Below are 19,258 nucleotides of genomic sequence, written 5' to 3'. Positions count from 1 at the left end.
CCCGGAAGCTAAGGCCACCTGCGCCGATGGTACTGCACTCGACAGGGTGTGGGAGAGTAGGACACCGCCGGAACATCATTGCGAAAGGCCCTCCAGCATTGCTGGAGGGCCTTTTTGCGTTGTGGGACAACCGCTCTCGCTAGCAGTCCGGGCTCCCGCGTGCCCCCAGAATCGGGGGATTGCAATCCGAACTGTGAATATTTCAGAAACGTCTGTGCGGACCGGTCCGGTCCGTCACCATGGTGCGACGTTGCTTCGGGAGGTCACCATGGATTGGTTGTTCGCTCACAAGTCTCTGCGGCGCGGGGCGGCCGCCCTCGTGCTGCCCGCCGCGCTGATCGGCGCGCTGGCCACCGCCGCGCCTGCGCTCGCCGCGCCCGCGCCCGACCCGTTGGCAGACATCGCCGACGGTGTCGCCGGCGCGGCGAATTCGATTGCCGGCGTTGCCGGTATCGACCTGCCCGACACCTACGGACCCGAGACCGCGATCGTGGTGCTCGGCTACGGTCTGCAACCCGACGGCACCATGCGGGCCGAGCTGGGCAACCGGCTGCACGCCGCCCTGGTCCAGGCCTTCATGTCGCCCTCCTCCCCGGTGATCGTCACCGGCGGCAACCCGCGCAACGGGATCACCGAGGCGCAGGTGATGGCGGACTGGCTCAATATCCGCGGCGTCGCCAGGCACCGGATCTATGCCGAGACCCAGGCCGGTTCGACCGTGCAGAACGCGGAGTTCTCCGCGAAGCTGATGGAGGCTCTCGGCATCCACAAGGCCGTGCTCATCACCTCCGCCGACCACATGCGCCGGGCGCTGGACAATTTCATGGCCGCGGGCATTCCGGTGGTCGCGACCATGACGCCGGATGTCGCTCCGCTCTGGGCGCAACCGTTCGGTGCCGGAAACGAGCGATAGGGCACGCCTGAGTCGGTGGCGGGCACTACGATGCGTCTGGCGTTGTCGCGGGATGTGATGTCGCCGCGAGCGAACAGGGGTATGTGATGGACAGGCCTGCGTGGGCACCGGACGGCGTGGATATGCAGCAACCGAGCCCAGCGCGCATGTATGACGCGCTGCTCGGCGGCTCGCACAATTTCGCCGTCGACCGGATGGCGGCGGAGAAGGCGACCGAGCTCGTGCCCGATCTGCCCCGGCTCGCGCTGAGCAATCGCGCCTTCCTGCGCCGGGCGGTGCGGTTCATGCTCGACGCCGGGATCCGGCAGTTCCTCGACATCGGATCGGGCATTCCGACCGCGGGCAATGTCCACGAGATCGTGCACGAGATCGACCCCGAGGCGCGGGTGCTCTATGTCGACATCGATCCGGTCGCCGTCGTCCACTCCCGGACGATTCTGGCGGGCCGGGCGCGGGCCGGCGCGATCGAGGCCGACCTGCGCAAGCCCGAGGACCTGATCGCCAAGGTCGGGGAGACGGGCCTGATCGACTTCGACGAGCCGGTCGGGCTGCTGCTGATCGCGGTGCTGCACCTGGTGCAGGACGCCGACGATCCGGTCGGCAAGGTGGCCGCGCTGCGGGAGGCGGTCGCCCCGGGCAGTTTCATAGCCATTTCACATCTCACCTCGGCGCTGCGGCCGGAGGATGCCGGTAAGCTGGGTGAGCACTCCGCGACAGAGACCAGGGTCGGCATCCAATTCCGGTCCAGGGACGCGATCGTGGAGTTGTTCGAGGGTTGGGGCATGGTTTCCCCCGGGGTTGTCGAGCTGCCGTTGTGGCGGCCGGAGTCCGAGCGGGATCAGCACGAGAAGCCGGGGCGATCGCTCGGGTTGGCCGGAGTCGCGCGGAGAGACTGAGCCGTCGATCCGGCGGTGCTCGGAGATGACAGGGTGGACGAGTAGTGGGGTCGTGGGAGCTGGCGCAGCGGTGGGCCGATGCCCTCGACGGCGTCGTGGCTCCCACCCTCAATCGCTCCCAGATCGAGGAGATGCTCGCGGCGCTGTGCACCGGGCTGCTGGAGGCGGCGCGCGGCGGTGAGGACCCCGATGTCGCGCGGCGGACGGCGCGGATGCTGGTCGCCGCCAACTACCGTGATCCGGCGGCGGTCAGCCGTTCGGTCCGGGTGATCTGCGGGGACCTGGTCGAGATCGCCGCCGACGGACCGGACGATCCGCTCCTGCCCGAGATCAGGGAGCGCGCGATCGGCCTCGCCGCCGATTTCGCCGCGGGCTTCACCGCGGCGCTACGGGCCGCCGCCCTGGCCGAGCAGGAGGCGACGCTGGCGGCGGTGCTCGCGGCGGCGAGCGAATCCGAGAGCAGGCGGGCACTCTCGGAAGCGCGTTTCGAGGCCGTATTCGACGGTGCCCTGGTCGGCATCGGCACGGTCGACATGACCGGGCGGGTGGTGAACTGCAACGCCACCATGGCCGAGATGCTCGGCCACACCCCGGAGACGATGCCGGGCCGGACGGTCGCCGACATCCTCGGCCCGCAGAATCTCAACGAGGCCTTCGTCGAACTGCAGCGCATGGTCAGCGGCGAATCCGAGAGCTTCCGCACCGAGACCGAGCACCTGCACGACGACGGCGAGATCACCGTGATCGACCTGTCGATGTCGGCGGTGCGCGACGCCGACGGCAACATCCGCTTCCTGATCGGCGTCGCGGTCGACGTCACCGAGCGCAAGCAACTCGCCGACCGGCTGTGGCACGACGCGAACCACGACGCGCTGACCGGCCTGCCCAACCGGCCGCACCTGTTCAACCGGCTCGCCGACGCCGAACCCCCGATCGGGGTCTGCTATCTGGACCTGGACGGCTTCAAGGAGATCAACGACCTGTGGGGGCACACGGTCGGGGACCGGGTGCTGCGCGTGGTCGCCGACCGGATGCGCGACACCGTCCGGCCGCTGGACGCGATGGCCGCCCGGATCGGCGGTGACGAGTTCCTGGTGCTGGTGGAGGAGTGCTCCGGGTCAGCGCAGCTGTCGGCGCTGGCCGACGATCTGATGTCGGTGCTGACCACGCCGCTCGAGGTGGACGGGCACATGCTCGCGGTCGGGGTGAGCATCGGCGCCGCGTACTTCGACGAACTACCGGGCACGGTGGACGAATTGGTGCACGCGGCCGACGCCGCGATGTACCGGCACAAGCACGACACCCGCCGCGATCCGGCCCGGTAGCGGCCGGGCCGGATCGCCGCGCGCCGCTCAGGTGAGCTGGCGCTCGCGGTTCGCCGCCCGCGCGAGTGAGCGGTCGCGCTGTTCCTCGAAGCGCACGACATCCTCGCGCAGCCGGTCCAGGAAGGCGGCGAGCTCCTCGCGCGCCTGCTCCCCGCGCGCGCCGAAATCGGTGCGTTCGAAGACGTTCCACTTGCGCAGCACCGGGAGCAGGACCTCCTCCAGGTGCTGGCGCAGATCGTAGATGCCGTGCTTGGCCATCAGGACGCCGTTGCGGCGCCAGCCGGGCATGCCCGCGCCGGGCATCTGGAAGCCACGCACGATGATGCTGATCGCCTCGATGGCCTGATCGGGCGCCAGGTCGAGCGCGGCCTCGCAGAGATTGCGGTAGAAGATCATGTGCAGGTTCTCGTCGGTCGCGATGCGGGCGAGCAGCCGGTCGGCGATCGGGTCGTCGCACACGCGGCCGGTGTTGCGGTGGCTGACCCGGGTGGCGAGTTCCTGGAAGGTCACGTAGGCGACCGAATACAGCAGGCCCGCCACGGATCCGGCCCTGATGTCGGTATCGCCTGCCTTGGCGTCGACGACGGCCATCGCCGAATAGCCGTTGGTCATGTGGATCATCCGAGCCTGCTCGAGCGCCACCGGATCGACGCCACGGGTCACCACCAGGTAGTCGCGGATGGCGATGCCGTGCCGATTCTCCTCGGCGGTCCAGCGGCCCACCCAGGTACCCCAGGCGCCGTCCTTGGAGAAGTTCTCGGCGATCTCCCGGTGGTAGGACGGGAGGTTGTCCTCGGTGAGCAGGTTGGTGATCATCGCCGCCTTGGCGACGTCGGAGAGCTGGGATTGTTCCTGGTCCCAATCGATTCCGCCCATGGCGGCGAAGTTGCGGCCCTCGTCCCACGGCACGTAGTCGTGGGGGTGCCAGTCCTTCGCCGTCGACAGGTGCCGGTCGACGTTGCTCGCGGCGACCGGTTCGAGTTCGATGAGCAGTTCCAGTTGGGTGAGGTTCCTGGCCACGCTCGTGCCCTTTCCATGAAGTGAAAAGCAAGAGTTGCGCTGGTCCGGTAGTGTTGCCCGTCGTCGCCGGGTGCTCTGGGTCGAATGCGACCCACCGACAATAGACCCGGCGGATCGCGCCTCCGAACGACACGGTGCGGCAGCGCCTGTTTCTGAATTTGGGCGCGTCGCGGCGCCTGCATATACGCTCCACCAGTTCAGCTCCATCAGCGGTTCCCGATCAGTCGTGGCATAGCTAGAGAGAGTGAGCGAAAAATATGACGGACATCGTGGTCACGAGCCTGGCGGCGACCACGTCGATCGCGGGCGACGTCGACTCGACCTGGAAGGGTCTGCTCAACGGCGAAAGCGGGATCGACGTCCTGGAGGACTCCTTCATCGATGATTTCGAATTGCCGGTGCGGATCGGTGGCCACCTGAAGGTCTCCCCGGCCGCCTCGCTCACCCGCGAGGAGGCGCGCAGGCTGTCCTATGTCGAGCAGATGGCCGTGGTCCTCGGCCGCGAGGTGTGGCGCAACGCGGGCAGTCCCGAGGTGGATCGCGACCGGCTCGGCGTCTCGGTCGGGACCGGGCTCGGCGGCGCGGAATCCCTGATCTACGCGCGGGACAAGCTCGGCAACGGCGGCTATCGCAAGGTGTCGCCGCTGACCGTGGGCGCCATCATGCCCAACGGCCCGGCCGCCTGCGTCGGCATCGAATTGGGTGCGCGCGCCGGTGTTTCCACGCCGGTGTCGGCCTGCTCGTCGGGCTCGGAGGCGATCGCCAACGCGTGGCGGATGATCGTGATGGGCGACGCCGACATGGTGGTCACCGGCGGCGTCGAGGGGTCGATCCAGGCGGTGCCGATCGCGGCCTTCACCCAGATGCGCGCGATGAGCACCCGCAACGGCGATCCCAAGGCGGCCTCGCGGCCGTTCGACAAGGACCGCGACGGGTTCGTCTTCGGCGAGGCGGGCGCGATGATGGTGATCGAGACCGAGGAGCACGCCAAGGCCCGCGGCGCGACCATCCACGCGCGGCTGCTCGGTGCCGGCGTCACCTCCGACGGATTCCACCTCGTCGCACCGGACCCCGAGGGCACAGGCGCGGCGCGCGCGATGACGCGGGCCATGCAGACCGGCGGGATCAGCCGCACCGACGTCACCCACATCAACGCGCACGCGACCGCGACGCCCATCGGCGACACCGCCGAGGCCAACGCGATCGGCAAGGCGATCGGCTCGCACGCGTCGGTGTACGCGCCCAAGTCGGCGCTGGGCCACTCGATCGGCGCGGTCGGCGCGCTCGAGGCGGTGCTGACCGTGCTCAGCGTGCGCGACGGCATCGTCCCGCCCACCCTGAACCTGGACAACCAGGACCCCGAGATCGATCTGGACGTGGTCTCCGGCGAGGCCAGGCGCGGCCGCATCGACTACGCGGTGAACAACTCCTTCGGGTTCGGCGGGCACAACGTCGCCATCGCCTTCGGGCGGTATTGACGGTTGCCACGCGCGGGCGCCCGGTACTGTGCCGGGCGCCTGTGAGTTCTTCTTTGTTCGGCGTCATTGCACGAGTTCAGCCTCTCGGCGAGGCATTGTGCGTTGAAAAGGATAGGGAATGATCGGCGAGACTTTCGACGACTATGTGGACGAACTGGGCAATATCCGGATTCCCGGTGACCAGACCCTGATCGACTTCGTCGACAAACACAGCGAGGCCAACGGGGACGATCTGGCCTACCGCTTCATCGACTATTCGCGGGAGCGGGAGGGGGAATACCAGGAGCTGACCTGGCGTGAATTCGGCGTCCGGCTGCGCGCGGTGGCCGCGCGGTTGCAGCAGGTGACCGAGCCCGGCGACCGGGTGGCGGTGCTGGCACCGCAGGGCCTGGACTACGTCGTCGCGCTGTTCGCGGCGGTGTACGCGGGGAATGTGGCGGTGCCGCTGTTCGATCCGGAGGAGCAGGGCCACAGCGACCGGCTGCACGCGGTGCTCGGCGACTGCGAGCCGGCCGCGGTGCTGACCGTCGCGAGCGCGGCGGCGGGAGTGCGCAACTTCTTCCGTGAGCAGCCCGCCGCGCAACGGCCGAGAATCATCGCGGTCGAGGCGATTCCGGACACGGTCGGCACGCGTTGGCGCAGGCCCGACATCAATATCGACAGCGTGGCCTACCTGCAGTACACCTCGGGCTCGACCCGGGTACCCGCGGGCGTGGAGATCACCCACCGCGCCGTCGGCACCAATCTGCTGCAGATGATCGACGCCATCGGCATCACCGAGAACGCGCGCGGGGTCACCTGGCTGCCGCTGTTCCACGACATGGGACTGCTGACGGTGATCCTGCCGACCATCGGCGGCAAGTTCATCACCATCATGTCGCCTAGCGCGTTCGTGCGCAGGCCGTCGCGCTGGATCAAGGAGCTGGCGGCCCAGGCCGACGGCGCCGAGATCTACTCGGCGGCACCGAACTTCGCGTTCGAGCACGCGGCGGTGCGTGGCCTGCCCAAGGGTGACGAGTCGCTGGATCTGTCCAACGTGATCGGCCTGATCAACGGCAGCGAGCCGGTGTCGGTGGCCTCGATGCGCAAGTTCAACGAGGCGTTCGCGCCGTACGGGCTGTCCAAGACCGCGATCAAGCCGTGCTACGGAATGGCCGAGGCGACGCTGTTCGTGTCGGCGACCAAGCGCGACGACGAGGCCAGGGTGGTCTACGTCGATCGCGGGCAGCTCAACGCGGGCCGGATGGTGGAGGTCGACGAGCACGCCGACGACGCGGTCGCGCAGGTGTCGTGCGGGTATGTCGCCCGGTCGCAGTGGGCGGTGATCGTCGACCCGGAGACCGGCATCGAGCGTCGCGAGGGCGAGGTCGGGGAGATCTGGCTGCACGGCGACAACATGGGCATCGGGTACTGGGGCAGGCCGGGGGAGACGGTGGAGACCTTCCACAACCGGGTGCTCGCCCGCAATCCCGTCGGCAGCCGGGCCGAGGGCGCGCCCGACGACGCGCGGTGGATGCGCACCGGCGACTTCGGCGCGTACCACGACGGCGAGCTGTTCATCACCGGCCGGGTGAAGGACCTGGTGATCGTCGACGGCCGCAATCACTATCCGCAGGATCTCGAGTACTCGGCGCAGGAGTCGAGCACCGCGCTGCGGCCGGGGTTCGTCGCGGCGTTCTCGGTGCAGGCGGGGCAGCTGCCCGCGGCCGTGCTCGAGGCGGGCGGGATCACCGACGAGATGGCCGAGGCGCTCGTCGTCGTCGCCGAACGCGGTACCGGCGCGGCGAAACTCGATCCGGCGCCGATCGTGGACACGGTGCGGGCGGCGATCGCGCGCAGGCACGGGGTGACGGTCCGCGATCTGCTGCTGGTGCCCGCGGGGTCGATCCCGCGCACGTCGAGCGGCAAGATCGCCCGGCGGGCCTGCAAGGCGGCCTATCTGGACGGCACGCTGCGCGGCGGGCACCGCCAGGACGCCTACCCGGACGCGCCGGAGGAGTGAGCCGGTTCGGCCACCGGGTTCCGGTGGCCGAACCGCGATCAGTTGACGCAGGGGATGGTGCTGCCGATGGTCGTGGTCACCGGCTTTCCCGCGTCGGGCAGCGGCATCGTCGAGTTGCCGGGCGTGGTCGTCGTCGTGGTGGTTGTCGTCGTGGTCGGTGCGATCTCGGTCGGCAGGGTGAAATCGGCGCCGACGACCACGCGGACATGGCCTTCCTCGACGGTGGCTGACGCGGAAACCGGTAGCCCGCCGAGGGTTTCGGCGAGTGCCCTGGCGTCCTCGGCCGCGCCGGGGCCGTAGGTGAGGGCCGAGGTGGGACCGTCCCCGGTGGTTCCGTTGCCGATCTCGCCCGCCCGGTAGCCACGGGCGGTCAGCGCGGCCGACAGCGTCGCGGCCTGACCGGCCACCCCGCCGATATTGTGCACGTCGACGACACTGGTCGGCGTCCGCGCCGGGGTGGTGGTCGCCGCCACCTCCTGCCCGAACGCCGCCCGCACCTCCCGTTTGATCGCGGTCGGGTCGACGATATTGACGTCCTGGCCGTCGATCACGTCGTAGCGCACGACCGGCAGCGTGCGGAACTCCACCGGCAGCGACCCCGCGGCGCCCAGCTCGCGGGCGAAGTCGAACAGGTTCCAGCCGTCGGAGAGCACCACGTCCTTGTGCGCCACGTCCATCAGCTGCGTGAGCCTGCTCAGATTGGTGAGCGTGCCGGAATCCTTGAGCGACTTGGCCACCGAGGTGAGGAACGCCTGCTGGCGGTGCGTGCGATCCAGGTCGCCGTTGCGCAGACCGTGGCGTTGCCGGACGAAGGCCAGCGCGTCGGAGCCGTTCAGGTGCTGACGGCCCGCCGGGAACACCGCGCCGGAGTACGCGCTGTCGTCGACCGCGTTGTTCAGGCACACGTCGACGCCGCCGACCGCGGTCGCCAGGTCGTAGAACCCGGCCAGCGAGATCTCGGCGAACCGATCGATCGGCACCCCGACCAGATTGCGCACGGTCGACACGATCGACGCGCGGCCCGCCTCCCGGCCGCGCCGCTCGAGCACCACCGGGTCCTTCTCGCCCTGCTCGATCAGCTTCGCCTGCACCGCGGCCTTCTTCAGGCCGTAGGCCTCCTTGATCTTGATCTGCGAATAGCCGGGGATGCCGGAGACCGGGACGTAGTCGTCGCGCGGGATGGAGAACGCGACGATCTTGCTCAGGTCGGCCGGGATGTGCAGCAGGATCAGCGAGTTCGCGTTGTAGCCGCCCTCGGTGCCGTCGCCGGCGTGCAGCTGGTCGAGGATCTCCTTGGGCAGGTCGTTGCCGTCGAGATCCTTGCGGGTGTCCAGGCCGATGAGCAGGATGTTGACGGCACCACCGCCCGAGCGCGGCGCGTCCTCGCCGAGCGCGGTGGAGTGGGTGAAGCCGGAATCGAAGTCCTGCTTGGCCGACCAGGCCAGGCCGGTGCCGGTGAGCACGGCCAGCGCGGTCGTCGCGCCGAGCATCCTGGCCATGATCAGCGCCGCGCGCCGGAAACCGCCGCGGCGGTCGCGGTGTTCGGCGTGGCGAGCCGGTCGGCCGACGCGCTGTGGTCCATATCCGGGTGTGTCCCGGCGCGGTGGGGGCGCCGGGGTGTCGTGTGTTCGGTTCACCGCAGTGCGCTACCTGCCTGCCACTGTTCCCACGGAACGCTCCAGTCGCCGTTCTGCCACACCTCGAGCGGCGCGCCGCCGGTGTTGCGGATCTCCACCACGTCGCCGGGCTGGGCGAAGTCGTAGAACCATTTCGCGTTCTCGCCGCTGAGATTGAGGCAGCCGTGCGAGACGTTGGTATTGCCCTGCGCCCAGACGGTGTCGTCGAGCTGATGCAGGTAGATGCCGTCGGTGCTGATCCTGGTCGCCCAGCCGATGGTCTCCTTGTAGCCGAGCCGGGAGTTCACCGGCAGGCCGTAGGTGGAGGAGTCCATGATCACCGGGTTGGCCTTGTCCATGACGGTGTAGGTGCCCGGCTGGGTCCAGAAGGTGATGGTCTTGCCCCCGATGACCTCGCTGCCGCCCCGGCCCATCGAGGTGGGCATGGTGCGGATGAGGGTGCCGTTCTCGTACACCCGCACCTGCTTGTCGTTGTCGTCGACGATCGAGACGTGCGAGGGGCCGATGGTGAAGCTGGTCCTGGTGTCCTCCTGGCCGTAGAGGCCGCCGCCGAGGTCCTTGCCGTAGATGTCGGCGGCCAGGGTGACCTTGGTGCCGGGCGCGTAGTAGTTCTGCGGGCGCCAGTGCGCGTTGCGGTTGTCGAGCCAGTACCAGGAGCCGGTGACCGGCGGGTCGGTGGTGACGCTGAGTTGCTGTTGCGCGGTCGCCCGGTCGGGGACGTCCTCGTCGAAGTGCGCGACGACGACGGTGCCGACGCCGTAGCTGTCCGCGGGGTCGAGCGCGGCGCCGCCGGTGGTGCGGAAGTACACCTTCGTCTGGTTGTTCGGCGCGAGGGTCGAGAACGAGGAGGTGATCGGTCCCACGGTGCCCAGCACGGTGAGCGCTTCGGCGCCGACGGTGTAGGTGTGGCCGTAGCCGAGCGGTTCGGCCGGCTTCCAGGCCGTCTGATCGGGGGTGAAGATGCCCTCGACGGCGCGGCCCTGCTCGTTGGTCATGGTGACCGAGGTCAGCTTGCCGTCGCTGGTGCTGACCCGGACCGGCGCCAGCGGGTCGACGTCGGTCGCGCCCGCCGCGGGCGCGACGGTGATGACCGGGTCGGGTGGGGCGGTGGACCGGGTTCCCGAATCGGTGGAGCCACAGGCCGCGAGGAGCAGCGCGAGCCCCGCGGCGAGCCCGGCCCGCCATCGACGTCCTGACATTCGCCCCTCCTGTGCCCGTGTCCGAGTCAGCCCTGGAGGCCGACCTCGACATCGAGCGAAATGGTGATCTTGTCGCCGATCACGGCGCCGCCGTTGGCCATGGGCATCTCGGTGGTGATCCCGAAATCACGGCGGTTGATGGTGGTGGTCGCGGTGAAACCGGCGACCGGCGCGTCGGTCATCCCGGGGCCCGCGCCGAGGAACTCCACGGCCAGGGTGACCGGGCGGGTGGTGCCACGGATCGTGAAATCGCCGGTGACGTCGAATTCGGTGCCGGTGGGCCGGAACCCGGTGGCCGTGAAGGTGGCGAGCGGGTAGTGGGACACGTCGAAGAAGTCGGCGGTGGCCAGGTGGTCGTCGCGCTGTGGATTGTCGGTGGTGACCGAATCGACCTGGATCTCGACGTCGGCGTCGGCCGAACCGTCGGGGCGGATGACGAGCGTGCCGGAGAAGATCGTGAACCGGCCGCGTACCTTGCTCACCATCAGATGGCGCACGGCGAATTCCAGGGCCGAGTGGCTCGGGTCGATGACCCAGGTGCCCGCGGACAGTCCCTTGGTTGGTGCCGACATGATCTCTCCTCACTGAGCGGACCGGCCGGGACGGCCGTCGTGACGTGAAGCGATGACGGCACCCAGCGTAACCCCGCGTCAGTTCTCGCTGCTGTTGCGATCGCCGAGGAAGCGCAGCAAGGCCGGGTCGGCGGAGGTGAACCGGTCGACCTCCTGACCGCCCGTGCACTCGAACAGGCCGATGGTCACCGTGTCGGCGCGCCGGGCCACCACCCGCCAGATCGCGCCGGAATCGGCCCAGCGCCGCAGGGTCTCGATCGGGTCGGCGCTCACGGCTCGACCGTCTCGCCCCCGGCCGCCCGTGGCTCGCGGTAGTTCGCGGCGACCAGCGCCAGGCTGGCGGCGGCGATCAGCGCGACGACGAGGTACATGGCCGGGTAGCCGAAACCGAAGCCGCCGTGCAGGGCCGACAGGACGGCGGGCACGCCGAAGCCGAGGTAGCTCACCGAGTAGAAGACCGCGTTCAGGCCGGCGAGGTCGCCCGGGCCCGCGATGCGCTCGATCTGCTGGAGCCCGGCCACCAGGCCGATGCCGTAGCCGCTGCCGAGCACGACGGCCGTCAGCAGGGTCACCGGGATGCTCAGGGTGGCCGCGGTCCACGACGCCAGCACCATGCCCGCGGTGAGCAGCACCAGGGCGACGACACCGGCTCGCGCGGTACCGGGCCGGTCGATCTTGCGCGCGACCGACTGGATCGTGAATCCGCAGCCCAGCGTCACCATGGTGACCAGCGCGGAGAACGCGATCGGGGCGCCCTGCACGCGCGGCAGCATGAGCGTCGGGAGCACCGCGTAGGCGGTCGCGTTGGCGGTGAACAGCCACAGCGCGATCGGCACCGCGACCCGCAGGAATCGGCGATGGCCCGCGGCGGGAATCTTCAGATCGTCGCGCAATCTGCCCGGGTTCCGCTGCCGCGTCACCGTTTCCGGTGACCTGGCCAGCCAGACCGAGGTGGCGACGCACAGCGCCGCGTTGACGAGATAGGCGGTGGAATCGGGCAGCGGACCCCACTGCGCCAGCACCCCGGCCACCCCGGCGCCGAGGGCGAAACCCGCGGTCAGGCTCATCGCCGAGCGGCGCGCGCCGACTCCGGCGGCCGCCGCGGCGTACGGCGGCTGGGACAGCTCCTTGAGCCAGCTGCCGCCGACCGCCATCGCCAGGCCGAGCGCGACGCCGCACAGCATCCGGCCCGCCGCCAGCAGCGGCACCGAGGCGGCGCCCACCGCGAGCAGCAGCGACCCGGCGGCCGCGATCAGCGGGGCGGGCAGCATCAGCGGGCGACGGCCGAACCGGTCCGACAGCGGACCGCCGATGAGCAATGCGGGCACGATGCCCAGGACGTAGTAGAACAGCAGCAGATCGACCGCCGTCAGCGGCAGGCCGTGGCTCTTGTACATCACCAGCAGCGGTGTGAACTCGTTGCCGCCCCAGGCGATCGCGACCATCGCCGCGGAAACGCCGAGCCAGGCGCGGGTGCGCCGGCCCGCGACAGCACTGGGCCGTTCACTGGTGAGAATCGCCATCACAGGCCCTTTCCGTCGTGCGCGCACCGGGGGACGCGCACGGGGGCGAATGGTGGCAACCGGTCTCATTTTAGGCGCGGCCGATCGCTGTACTACGGTCGGCCTGTGCGTGAGCTGCGGGTCGGATGTGCGATGTGGCAGCACCCACAGTGGCAGCAGCGCCAGCTCGCACCCGGGGAGCGGCTGCGGACCTACGCCGGGTACTGCGGCGCCGTCGAGGGCAACACCACCTTCTACGCGACCCCCTCGGCCGCGACGGTCGAGTCCTGGGTCCGCCAGACGGCGCCCGATTTCCGGTTCGTGCTCAAGCCACCGCGCGCCGTCACCCACGAGCGCAGGCTCGTCGACGCACAGGGCGAGCTCTGGGCCTTCCTCGACGTGATGGCCCCGCTGGCGGCGCGGGTGCACGCGCTGTGGATCCAGCTGCCCGCGTCCTTCGGGCCCACCGACCTGGGCGCGCTCGCCCGGTTCCAGCGCGAGCTGCCCGGCGGCCTGCGCTGCGCGGTGGAGGTGCGGCATCCGGCGTTCTTCACCGACGAGCGGGCGGCGGTACAGCTGGAACGGGTGCTGGGCCGGATCGGCGCCGAATGGGTGCCCTTCGACACCACGGTGCTGTTCGACGGACCGCCCGGCGACCCGTCGGAGTACGAGGCGCGGGCGAAGAAGCCCCGGGTGCCCCGGCGGATGCGGGCGCTGACGGAGTACCCGATCGTGCGCTACCACGGTCGCGCCGACGAGGACCGCACCGTCGCGGGCTGGGCGCCGTGGGTCGAGACCGTCGCGCAGTGGCTGCGCGAGGGCCGGTCGCCGACGGTGTTCGTGCACACCCCCGACAACGCCGCCGCGCGCGGACTGGCCCGGCGCTTCCACGACGCGGTCGGCGCCGTCGTGCCCGATCTGCCGCCCCAGCCGACGCCGGCGCCCGACGGGCCGATGACCCTGTTCTGAATTCCGCGCACACCTGTCGGACCCTCGTGGCATGCTGTGCGCCAGCACTGGGGAGTGGGTGGGCAAACTCGAAGGGGACGAGTGATGTCTACGGATCGACTGTCGTTGTCGCGGGCACCGCATTGCGAGCCGGGTCTCGCCGATCAGGGGGTGGATGTCGTTGTGCCGCATCGTGTTTCCGTCCAGCGCCGCCGACATTCGGGCGGGGCGCCGTACGGGGTGCGGCGGGCGGTGCGCGCGTCCTGCGTGCAGGGCACGCGTGGCCGAGTCGAATCCGGCACCGGGGCAGAGCGATTCGCCGAACAGGTGGTGCGGCTCGTGCTCGAGGTGGTCGACCGGCGCAGGCAGGCCGACCAGCTGCGGTCGGTCAGCGATCCGCTGGTGCTGGCCGCGGTGCGCACGATGCTCGCCCAGGACCTGGTGCCCGGCCGGGAACTCGGGGCCGCCGCGCTGACGCGGGTGCGGGTGACCGCCGCCGATCCCGGTGGCGCCGAGATCTTCGCCTCCTATCAGCGCGGCGACCGGACCTTCGCCGTCGCGGGGCGGATCGAATCGGTCCGGGACCGGTGGCGATTGGTGGCGTTGCGGCTGTTCTGAGTCAGCGGCGCGCGCCGACACCCGAGAAGTCGCGCGCCACCCGGTGATTGCGATCGGCGAGCGTGCCGAGGGCGTGGTCGGGTTGCAGGCCGAAGTACTGCCTGCGGGTCCGGTCGGTCCAGGCCAGCGCGGCCGCCGCGGCGATGCGATGGAAGTGCGCCGTGTAGCCGTGCTCGTAGATCCGCAGCAGGGTGTAGCCGCCCGGATACTCCTTGGCCGCGGCGACCTCGAGGAATTCGACCCGGCCGGAATCGGGGCGGCTCATCCGGTTCCGGTGCGTGTGCCCGCTGTGATGCAGGAACACTCCGGGCGCGGCCTGGTAGATCGCCAGCAGGGCGTGCGCGCTCGCGCGGTCGAGGACGAAGCCGGGGCCACCCGGATTGCTCAGTGCCGCATAGCGGGTCACCGGGTGGTGGCCGAAGATCAGCGTCGGCTGGTCGGGGGCGGCGGCCAGGATCTCCCGCAGGTGGGCCAGTTGCGGGGCGCGCAGCGTGCCGCCCGCGCCGCGCCCGCGGGTGGTGTCGAGCCCGATCAGCCGCAGCCCGCCGAGGTCGTGGCAGGTGAGGCGCTGGTGGGCGTGGAAGACCCAGCCCCAGTGGTCCTCCCGGCCGCGCGCGACATCGTGATTGCCCCGGCACACGAGGTAGTCACGGCCGTTGCGGCCCCAGGCGTCGAGGCGGGCGCGGATGCCCGCGGACTGCTCGGCGGTGCCGCTGTCGGTGAGATCGCCCGCGACGACGAGGTGGTCGGCGGCGCGTTCGGGCCGCCGCAGATCGTGCAGCAGGGCGTCGGCCATCACCTCCGGGTAGTGGCCGTCGTCGTGGCGCAGACCGGGTGGCAAGCCCGCGACGATCAGGCCGCTGCGGTCCTCGCCCCAGTGCAGGTCGTTGGCGAGCGCGATGGTCCGCAGCAGCCGTCCTGGCGGAGGTGGCGCGGTCCGCACGACCCCGGTGACCTCCGGTGTGCCGGGCCTGCGGGTCACCCAGGTGCGGCCCGCGACGGCGCGGACACCGTCGGAGTGGGCGGTGAAGCGATAGCGGCGACCGGGTTCGAGCCCGCGCACCTCGGCGTAGTGGTACGCGGTGCGGCGGGGATCGGCGAAGACCGGCACCGGTGCCGCGGTGCCGTCGGCCGGGGCGAGCCGCACCTCGGTGTCGGCGGCCGCCGGGCGCGGGATGCCGGACCGGTCGCGGCGCCGGGTGGTCCAGGTGAGGATCAGCGTGTCGTGGGTGACGGTCACGACCTCGAGGTCGGTGGCGACCAGGCGATCGCGCGTCGGCACGGCGTCGCGCGGGCGGGCCAGCGGGGCGCGGACGGTGGCCGCCGCCGCGCCGGAAGCCGCGTTGACCAGCCATGCGGTGTGCAGTCGAGGATCCACGCCGAGCTCCGTTCGCCGTCTACCGGGGACGGTACGGGTGCCGGTTGAACGCGCGTGGACGCCGATGTGGCCGTCAGCCACCGTGGTCGTGGCGAAATCGCCGGAGCTGGAACGGTCCCCGCCGCCCGAAGAACGGGGCCCGTCTGCCGCGCCGGACCTGGGGGAGGGTGGGTGTGAACCCGGGCGCGGCCGTGGAGCTGTGGTGCGCCGGTTCCGTGGCCGGTCTCGGGCAGCGCACCGACTGTTATTCGGTGCGCGGGCGGTTCCGGCTTGGTTGTGCGCCACCGCTTTCCGGTGTGTCGCCGTCGGGGCCGTCGGGCAACCTGCGCGCGCCGTTGGCCACCTCGACGATGAGATCGTCGTAGCCGCAGGCCAGTTCGTGCAGGCGCAGCTGCGCGGCGCGCAGTTCGGACTCCGCGCCGCAGGCCAGCGCGCGATAGGTGAGCGCGGCGAAGTGGGCCATCCGATCGACGACGGCGCCGATGCTCTCGGTGTGCATCGGCGCCGTCGTGTCGGGCCTCGGGGAGCGGATGACCACCCACCGGTCGATCTCGCAGACCAGACGTGCCCGCGCCCAGTCGATCTCGCTGGTGTCGCCGGGGACGAGCTGTTCGCGGCGTTCGTGCAGGCCTGCCAGTTCGTGCGCGGCGAGCAGGACGGGATCGCCGTCGCCGGCGAACCCGCACACCGCCTGCATCATGTGCGCACGGTCCGGCAGTACCGGTTCCTGTCCGGGAGCACCCGATGAACCGCCGTCCGTGTCCACTGTCGCCGCACCGTCCTCGTCGCCCCGTTTGCACCGCTTCCGAAGGACATTCGTCTCCGCCGCAGGTCCGGATAGGTCACGAAATGGCAGCTCAACGGCGAAAACCAGCTGTGCGCAGGAGTATTACAGGCTCCTGGCGATGATTTCCTTCATGATCTCGTTGGTGCCCGCGTAGATCAGCTGGACGCGGTTGTCGACCCACATCCGCGCGATCGGGTACTCGTTCATGTAGCCGTAGCCGCCGAACAGCTGCAGGCAGGTGTCGGCGATCTGCATCGCCTTGTCGGTGGTCCACCACTTGGCCATGGCGACGGTGGGGATGTCGAGTTCACCGCGCAGGTGCTTCTCGATGCAGTCGTCGATGAACACGCGCGCGATGCGGGCTTCGGTGGCGACCTCGGCCAGCTTGAACTTGGTGTTCTGGAAGCCGAACACCGGGCGGCCGAACGCTTCGCGCTCCTTGGTGTAGCGCAGGGTGTGCTCCAGCGCCACTTCCATGCCCGCGACCGCGCCGTGGGCGACGATCAGCCGCTCCTGGGGCAGCTGCTGCATCAGCTGGATGAAGCCCTGACCCTCCTGGGTGCCGAGCAGGTTGGTCACCGGGACGCGCACGTCCTCGAAGAACAGCTCGGAGGTGTCCTGGCCCTTCTGGCCGATCTTGTCGAGCACGCGGCCGCGGCGGAAACCGGGGCGATCGGCCTCGACCAGCACCAGCGAGACGCCCGAGGCGCCCTGGGTGGGGTCGGTCTTGGCGACCAGGATGATCAGGTCCGCCTGGGCGCCGTTGGTGATGAAGGTCTTGGACCCGTTGATGACGTACTCGTCGCCGTCGCGGATGGCCTTGGCCTTGACGCTCTGCAGGTCGGAGCCGGTGCCGGGCTCGGTCATGGCGATCGCGCCGACGACCTCACCGCTGGCCATCTTCGGCAGCCACTGCTGCTTCTGCTCCTCGGTGCCGTAGGCGAGCAGGTAGTGGGCGACGATGCCGTTGTGCAGGCTGACGCCCCACGAGGTGTCCACCGCGCGGGCCTGCTCCTCCATGAGGACGGCCTCGTGCGCGAAGGTGCCGCCACCGCCGCCGTACTCCTCCGGGATCGACAGACACAGCAGGCCCACTTCACCGGCCTTGTTCCACAGGTCCCGGTCCACGTGGTGCTGCTCACGGTACTTGTCGATGTTGGGGACGAGTTCCTTGGCCATGAAGGCGCGGGCGAGGTCGCGCAGGGCGTCCAGGTCGTCGTTCATCCAGCTGGACCGGTTCGCGGCCATCGAGTCTCCTTACGGCTCGGCACAGCACTGGCTCAGGGGTGACCAGTGGTTACAGATACAGTGTGGACCACTATTGGCGAAGTGGCAATAATGAATTTTTTCCGGCGCGGGGCCGAATCGGAACCGTACCTTGACGGCGTATAACGCATGCCCGATTCGCGTTGTCCGCGAACATTGTTCGACAACGGATCGGCACCGAAGGTGCGAAAACAGTGGTCCGCGCGGAAGTCGGCGATTATCTTTCGGGGTCGGGCTACCGACCGGTATCGCCTGCGCGTGTCGCCCGCGGCGCGCCGGGAATGGGGAGCGGTGTCGGAGCATCGGTTTCGCACCGGAGGGTGTATGGACTATTAATGGCGTGTGCCGTTCACACGTGTGGTCACCCGTCTGCCTTCGCGATGCCGGGGCGGTGGTCAGGCATGACCATCGAGTCTCCCGTCGAGGACGATGTCAGTCAGCTCGCCCAGCGAGTGGAACGGGCGCGTGGGCGCCTCGCCTACCAATTCGATCCCGCGCTGACCGACGCACTGTCCGAGGACGAGCTGCGCGCGGAGCGGGAACTCGCCGAACGCATCCGTGAACAGGATCGCGAACAGCGCTGGAAGCACACCCAAGCGATGGCGCAGGCCTCCGACCGGGCCAGGAGCACCACCGAAGCGATCGAGAAGGCCGACATGCGAGATCTGCTGCTCGCCAGGAAGGCGATGGCCGCCCAGCGGCGCGAATCGAGCCCGCACGCGAAGCTGGCTTCGCTGTACCGGCATCGGTCGTGGTCGCTCAAGGCGCTGGCGGGCGTCGTCGGCGCGGGCATGTTGTGGTCGGCCGTGAACGTGCAGCACAACATCGCCCCCGGCGGCCCCAGCGATCCGCTGTACTGGTTCAGTTACCTGCTCGAGGCCATGATCAGCGTCTGTCTGATCATCATCATGGTCGGCACGAACAAGGTCGCCGAGTGGGGCGTCATCGACAACCGGCGCCAGGTCGCCCTGGCCGAGATCGCGCTGCTCGGGCTCACCGTCACCCTCAACACCTATCCGTATGTGCGCGACGGTCGTTGGTACGACGCCGCGGTGCACGCCGTCGCGCCGGTGATGATCGGTGTCGCGCTGCTCATCCACGACGCCGCCAGCGCCAGGTACGGCCTCGCCATCACCCGGGCGACCAGCCAGGTCAGGGACATGCCCGACCCGGCCGAGGGCATGCTCAACCGGCAGTCCAGCGAGGGTGTGCGGCTCACCTATCAGCCGCCGATGACCGGTCAGGCCCGCGCCGAGGCGTTCGCCGCCGACCAGGCCGCCGCCACCGCGCCGATCACCCGCGAACCCGCCTGGGCGCCCACCGAGCCGATCGCCAACGGCAACGGCAAGCCCACCGAGAAGCGCAAGCGGTTCGGCATCGGCAAGCCGGGCTCGGACAAGGCCGCGGCCAAGAAGACCGTGTCGCAGGCCCCCGTCGTGGCGCCCGAGCCGGTCGAGGCGGTCAAGCCCGCGGAGCCGGTGAAGTCCACCGATTCGGTGCCGGCGGCCCGCAAGAGCACCATCTCCGATATCGAGGCGCGCGTCGAAAAGGCCTTCGCCGAAGCCAACTTCGGCTACGAGGCGATCGAGCCGGTCAACGTCTACGACACCGGCCAGTTCCGTATCGCGGAGAGCCTGGAACAGGAACTCAACGCGATGCGGGAGGCCCGCCGCCAGGCCCGCAAGGAGCGCGCGGGGTCCTGACCACCGGCGCATCG

General features: G+C 69.9%; 17 protein-coding genes. 8 read left to right on the top strand and 9 right to left on the bottom strand.

The genetic code is table 11. The features are described 5' to 3' along the window. Nucleotides 1-277: 277 nt before the first annotated feature. The 3 genes from AB0H54_RS25610 to AB0H54_RS25600 all read left to right on the top strand — a co-directional run bounded on the left by AB0H54_RS25610 (nt 278) and on the right by AB0H54_RS25600 (nt 3,134). Nucleotides 278-913, top strand: a complete 636-nt coding sequence (locus AB0H54_RS25610; protein ID WP_357348464.1) for a YdcF family protein — start codon at nt 278-280, stop codon at nt 911-913. Between the two features lie 86 nt (nt 914-999). After that, on the top strand, nt 1,000-1,809 hold the full coding sequence (locus AB0H54_RS25605) for an SAM-dependent methyltransferase (RefSeq protein ID WP_357348462.1): 810 nt from the start codon (nt 1,000-1,002) through the stop codon (nt 1,807-1,809). Nucleotides 1,810-1,853: 44 nt separating this feature from the next. Continuing rightward, nucleotides 1,854-3,134 (top strand): sensor domain-containing diguanylate cyclase, encoded by a 1,281-nt coding sequence (locus AB0H54_RS25600; RefSeq protein ID WP_357348460.1) that lies wholly within the window; start codon nt 1,854-1,856, stop codon nt 3,132-3,134. Nucleotides 3,135-3,161: 27 nt separating this feature from the next. Here AB0H54_RS25600 and AB0H54_RS25595 read toward each other — a convergent pair whose 3' ends face one another. Further along, nucleotides 3,162-4,154, bottom strand: coding sequence for an acyl-ACP desaturase (locus tag AB0H54_RS25595; RefSeq protein ID WP_357348458.1), 993 nt, complete (start codon nt 4,152-4,154; stop codon nt 3,162-3,164). A gap of 257 nt (nt 4,155-4,411) precedes the next feature. On the opposite strand from AB0H54_RS25595, the gene AB0H54_RS25590 reads away from it, so the two are divergent. Both AB0H54_RS25590 and fadD32 read left to right on the top strand, forming a co-directional pair. Next, nucleotides 4,412-5,632, top strand: a complete 1,221-nt coding sequence (locus tag AB0H54_RS25590; RefSeq protein WP_355276591.1) for a KasA/KasB family beta-ketoacyl-ACP synthase — start codon at nt 4,412-4,414, stop codon at nt 5,630-5,632. 121 nt (nt 5,633-5,753) lie between these two features. After that, nucleotides 5,754-7,634 (top strand): long-chain-fatty-acid--AMP ligase FadD32, encoded by a 1,881-nt coding sequence (fadD32, locus tag AB0H54_RS25585; RefSeq protein ID WP_357348497.1) that lies wholly within the window; start codon nt 5,754-5,756, stop codon nt 7,632-7,634. Nucleotides 7,635-7,672: 38 nt separating this feature from the next. Here the strand turns inward: fadD32 and AB0H54_RS25580 are convergent, their stop codons facing one another. From AB0H54_RS25580 to AB0H54_RS25560, 5 genes are all read right to left on the bottom strand, one after another. Then, the gene (locus AB0H54_RS25580) at nt 7,673-9,271 is read right to left on the bottom strand and encodes an LCP family protein (RefSeq protein ID WP_357348455.1); all 1,599 of its coding nucleotides are present in this window, start codon (nt 9,269-9,271) and stop codon (nt 7,673-7,675) included. Next, a complete protein-coding gene (locus AB0H54_RS25575; RefSeq protein ID WP_357348454.1) occupies nt 9,268-10,470 on the bottom strand; it encodes an Ig-like domain-containing protein in 1,203 nt (400 codons plus the stop codon). The genes AB0H54_RS25580 and AB0H54_RS25575 overlap by 4 nt, the downstream gene beginning before the upstream one ends. Nucleotides 10,471-10,496: 26 nt before the next feature. Beyond that, nucleotides 10,497-11,042, bottom strand: coding sequence for a YceI family protein (locus AB0H54_RS25570; protein WP_357348452.1), 546 nt, complete (start codon nt 11,040-11,042; stop codon nt 10,497-10,499). A 78-nt stretch (nt 11,043-11,120) separates the two neighbouring features. Next, on the bottom strand, nt 11,121-11,315 hold the full coding sequence (locus AB0H54_RS25565) for a hypothetical protein (RefSeq protein WP_357348450.1): 195 nt from the start codon (nt 11,313-11,315) through the stop codon (nt 11,121-11,123). Further along, nucleotides 11,312-12,565, bottom strand: a complete 1,254-nt coding sequence (locus AB0H54_RS25560) for an MFS transporter (RefSeq protein WP_357348448.1) — start codon at nt 12,563-12,565, stop codon at nt 11,312-11,314. Before AB0H54_RS25560 ends, AB0H54_RS25565 begins: the two co-directional genes overlap by 4 nt. A gap of 105 nt (nt 12,566-12,670) precedes the next feature. Here AB0H54_RS25560 and AB0H54_RS25555 point away from each other — a divergent pair, with 105 nt between their 5' ends. Both AB0H54_RS25555 and AB0H54_RS25550 read left to right on the top strand, forming a co-directional pair. After that, complete coding sequence (locus AB0H54_RS25555) at nt 12,671-13,513, top strand: DUF72 domain-containing protein (protein WP_357348446.1); 843 nt, start codon at nt 12,671-12,673, stop codon at nt 13,511-13,513. Between the two features lie 84 nt (nt 13,514-13,597). After that, complete coding sequence (locus AB0H54_RS25550) at nt 13,598-14,110, top strand: Rv3235 family protein (protein ID WP_357348444.1); 513 nt, start codon at nt 13,598-13,600, stop codon at nt 14,108-14,110. A gap of 1 nt (nt 14,111) precedes the next feature. Here AB0H54_RS25550 and AB0H54_RS25545 read toward each other — a convergent pair whose 3' ends face one another. From AB0H54_RS25545 to AB0H54_RS25535, 3 genes are all read right to left on the bottom strand, one after another. Continuing rightward, nucleotides 14,112-15,488 (bottom strand): metallophosphoesterase, encoded by a 1,377-nt coding sequence (locus AB0H54_RS25545; protein WP_357348442.1) that lies wholly within the window; start codon nt 15,486-15,488, stop codon nt 14,112-14,114. 244 nt (nt 15,489-15,732) lie between these two features. Beyond that, on the bottom strand, nt 15,733-16,188 hold the full coding sequence (locus AB0H54_RS25540) for a DUF4254 domain-containing protein (protein WP_357348441.1): 456 nt from the start codon (nt 16,186-16,188) through the stop codon (nt 15,733-15,735). 189 nt (nt 16,189-16,377) lie between these two features. Next, on the bottom strand, nt 16,378-17,523 hold the full coding sequence (locus tag AB0H54_RS25535) for an acyl-CoA dehydrogenase family protein (RefSeq protein WP_357348439.1): 1,146 nt from the start codon (nt 17,521-17,523) through the stop codon (nt 16,378-16,380). Between the two features lie 419 nt (nt 17,524-17,942). Here AB0H54_RS25535 and AB0H54_RS25530 point away from each other — a divergent pair, with 419 nt between their 5' ends. After that, nucleotides 17,943-19,244, top strand: coding sequence for a hypothetical protein (locus AB0H54_RS25530; protein WP_357348437.1), 1,302 nt, complete (start codon nt 17,943-17,945; stop codon nt 19,242-19,244). The last annotated feature ends 14 nt before the right edge of the window (nt 19,245-19,258 follow it).

This window comes from Nocardia sp. NPDC050718 (assembly GCF_040654235.1).
Classification (GTDB): Bacteria; Actinomycetota; Actinomycetes; order Mycobacteriales; family Mycobacteriaceae; genus Nocardia.
Note: the sequence above shows the minus strand (reverse complement) of the source record. Positions and strands in the feature narration are given on the sequence as shown.